Genomic DNA, 3,353 nt, shown 5'->3' with positions numbered 1-3,353 from the left:
GGAGCGGCACCAGCGCAAGATGGTTGCCCTTGACCAGGACCACATCTGAGATAGAGAAGCGGTGCGGGTCGCCTCCCCCAAGCACCACCGCCTTCTTATCCAGCGCCCGGAGCCCCGGGGCCGTCTTCCGGGTCGCGGCGACCCGTACTGCCGGAGAGACCTGCCGCACCATATCGACCGCCTCCCTGGTCCGGGTCGCAATCCCGCTCATCCTCCCGATGATGTTGAGCGCCGTCCGCTCCACGAGGAGGACCGCCCTCGCAGGACCGTCGAGTTCGAGGAGGATCTCCCCGGGGGCGACCGCCCTGCCATCGGCGGAACGCTCGCGGACCGTGACCCCAAAGTGCTCAAAGAGCGCCCGTGCCTCGGCAAGGCCGGCGATGGTCCCACGATCCTTCGCCCGGACCACCGCCCGGCAGGCGACGTCAGGGACAACCGTATCGGTGGTGACGTCGCCCCACGGTGCATCCTCCCTGATGAACCGGAGCAGGTTCTCAAGCGGGATCATTGCCACCCCTCACGCCCCGACGGCGATCATCCGCTCAATCGCCCGACGCGCACGGTCCATGACCTCGGGGGAGAGGACGACCTCATGCTCCTCGCGCTCGAGCGCTTGCTGGAGGTCGGCGAGGGATATCTTCTTCATATCCGCACAGACCGCCTCCGGCTTCTCGTAAAAGACCCTGCCCGGGTAGAGCACCCGGAGACGGGAGACCATCTCCCGCTCGGTGAAGACCGACCAGGGCTCGCTCCCGCCGGCGGCACCCCGGACCATACCCCCCGTGGACGCGACCAGGTCAGCCTGCTCCTGGATCTCAGGCCGGCACTCGGGGTGACAGACGACCATACTGCCCTTCCTCCGGGCCGCTTCGACGTCGGCAAGGGTGAACCCGGTATGGACGTAGCAGTGGCCGCCGGGCGGCAGCGGGATGATCGTCTTCTCCGGGAGTTCCCGCTGGACGTATGCCGCAAGGTTTGAGTCCGGTCCAAAGAGGATTGTATCGTTTTTGAGCGATGCGACGACCTTGACCGCGTTTGCAGATGTGCAGGTGACATCGGCGAGCGCCTTGCTCTCAGCTGTGCTGTTGACGTAGACCACCACGGCCGCATCCGGGTGGCGCTCTTTTGCCTCCCGGATCATCTCCGGCGTCAGGAAGTCGGCGAGGGGACACCCCGCGTCCGGCACCGGTATGACCACCTTCCGCTCCGGATTGAGGATCTTTGCCGTCTCGGCCATAAACCGGACCCCGCAGACGACGATTAGGTCGGCCTTGGCCTCCTTCGCCCTCACCGCAAGCTCGAGGCTGTCGCCCACCACATCGGCGAGCGCCTGGATCTCCAGGGGCTGGTAGTTATGCGCCATGATAATAGCGTTCTTTCTGATTTTGAGCGCACGAATCTCCATTTCCATTGCTATGTCCCCACCACCAGAGGATTCTCGAGGTTCTTTAAGAGCGTCAGGATGGAGAGGGCCGCCATATAACTCGTTGCAGGGTTATCAGGGCTCGGGACGTTTCTGACCCGGACGTAGATGTCCCCAAAGTCACCCTCGGCAAATATCTCGTGAATGTTCCTCTCTATTCCGGGGTCGACCCAGAGCTCCACGTCGGCGTCCCGGCCGGCCGCCAGTCCCAACGCTACCGCGACGTTGATGTTTTTTGGGTATAGCTTTATACAATCGTGCGCAAGCCCCTTAAATATCTCTGTTCTGGTCCCGGCAGCCATCCCAAGCGACGCGGGGGGCTTGGTCGTCCGCAGCAGGAGTTTCTCCGGCGGCGATATCTGGCCGATCTTGAGGTTATCGAGCCCGATGATGGCGCCGCTCGGGATACGGATCTTCTTTCCCACCTCCCGTGCGACCTCGATGAGGCGCTCGCGGAACTCCACATCAGCAAGCGCCCCCACGGAGAGGACGACAATATCCCTGCCCGACCGGAGGACCGCCTCCGCGTAGCGCCTGACTGCGTCGACCGAGGCGGCTTCCACGACGATCGAGAAGTCCTCCTGCATGAAGGCATCAAAGTCTGTATATGCCCGGGCATGGCAGAGCGTCGCCAGTTCTTCAGCCCGCCCGGGGATGATATCAAAGACCGCAACAATCTGGATGCTCTCGGCGTGCGCGGCGATGATGCGCCCGACGTTACCGCACCCCAGCAACCCTATTTTTATCATTCTAGTAAAGAAATTGTAATATCAGCGGTTAAGTATTGTGCCCGGACAGAAAAACAGCCCAATGCCGGGGGAACCTCCTCCGGTCGAGAGGGGGTTGTGCACCGCCGGCGGCCCGGCCGCAGGGGGACATCTGATATCACCATAGAAGATCTGCGAGGAAAGAAGGTCTACATCGAGAGTTACGGCTGCACCTACAACCATGCCGACGCCCGGAGGCTGGAAGCGATACTGGAAGGTCTCGGGTGCAGGCTGACCGGGCCTGATGAGGCGGACGCCGTGATCATCAACACCTGCACGGTGATCGGGGCGACCGAGCGGAAGATGCTCCGGCGCCTGGCTGCGTTCGCCGACCGGGACCTCTACGTGACCGGGTGCATGCCGCTTGTCCAGAGGGAGTTGATCAACTCGGTCTGCACCGCCCACGTCATCCACCCCGACGAGATCCATGAGCGCGCCAGCGGCGTCGGCAGCCCCGGTGCGGGGGCAATCGGCGTGGTCCAGGTGGCGAGCGGATGCGTCGGCCGGTGCAGTTACTGCATCACCCGGCTTGCACGAGGAAGGCTCAAGAGCGCGCCGCCCGAAGAGATCCTCGATGCCGTCCGGGGCCTCGTCCGGTCAGGGGCCTTTGAGATCCAGCTGACCGGGCAGGACGTGGCAGCCTGGGGGCTCGACCGGGGGGAGTCGCTCCCCGACCTCCTGCAGGCGATCACGGAGATCCCGGGGCGGTTTGCCGTCCGGTTGGGGATGATGCATCCGGCCCCAGTGCTCGGGATCCTTGACCCGCTCATCGATGCCTACGCAAGCGAGAAGATGTTCCGGTTCCTCCACCTCCCTGTCCAGTCTGGCTCGGATACCGTCCTTGAGCGGATGCAACGCGGTTACCGTGCGGGCGACGTCATTCGAATCGTCGATGCGTTCAGGGAACGCTATCCGGATATGATGATATCGTCCGACTTCATCACCGGGTTTCCCGGGGAGACGGACGAGGAGTTCCGGCAGACGCTCGACCTCCTGCGGCGTGCGGCGTTTGTGAAGGTGAACATCACCCGCTACTCCCGGCGGCCCGGCACGCCCGCCGCTGCCTTAAAAGACCTCCCCGAGCGGATACGGAAAGACCGGTCCCGGGCGCTGCTTGCAGAGGCGAACCGGATCTACGACCGCTACAACGAGCGCTGGATGGG

At 63.7% G+C, this 3,353-nt stretch carries 4 protein-coding genes; 1 reads left to right on the top strand and 3 read right to left on the bottom strand.

What is annotated here, in order from left to right; genetic code table 11:
• The 3 genes from BP858_RS02875 to nadX all read right to left on the bottom strand — a co-directional run.
• A partial coding sequence (locus BP858_RS02875) for a nicotinate-nucleotide diphosphorylase (RefSeq protein ID WP_394339372.1) occupies positions 1 to 508 on the bottom strand: 508 nt, incomplete at its 3' end.
• Positions 509 to 517: 9 nt separating this feature from the next.
• Complete coding sequence (gene nadA / locus BP858_RS02870; RefSeq protein WP_214166524.1) at positions 518 to 1,411, bottom strand: quinolinate synthase NadA; 894 nt, start codon at positions 1,409 to 1,411, stop codon at positions 518 to 520.
• A gap of 2 nt (positions 1,412 to 1,413) precedes the next feature.
• Positions 1,414 to 2,172 (bottom strand): aspartate dehydrogenase, encoded by a 759-nt coding sequence (gene nadX, locus BP858_RS02865; protein ID WP_062262667.1) that lies wholly within the window; start codon positions 2,170 to 2,172, stop codon positions 1,414 to 1,416.
• A 96-nt stretch (positions 2,173 to 2,268) separates the two neighbouring features.
• Between nadX and BP858_RS02860 the strand changes: the two genes are divergently transcribed.
• Positions 2,269 to 3,353: MiaB/RimO family radical SAM methylthiotransferase (locus BP858_RS02860; protein ID WP_286878795.1), on the top strand; the 1,085-nt coding region annotated here is incomplete at its 3' end.

The organism is Methanoculleus sp. UBA413 (assembly GCF_002502935.1).
In the GTDB taxonomy this organism is placed as follows: Archaea; Halobacteriota; Methanomicrobia; order Methanomicrobiales; family Methanoculleaceae; genus Methanoculleus; species Methanoculleus bourgensis.
Note: the sequence above shows the minus strand (reverse complement) of the source record. Positions and strands in the feature narration are given on the sequence as shown.

Excerpts from the sequence above, each read along its gene's own strand:
- nadA (WP_214166524.1), bottom strand. The coding sequence starts at position 1,411 with ATGGAAATGGAGATTCGTGCGCTCAAAATCAGAAAGAACGCTATTATC.
- nadX (WP_062262667.1), bottom strand. The coding sequence starts at position 2,172 with ATGATAAAAATAGGGTTGCTGGGGTGCGGTAACGTCGGGCGCATCATC.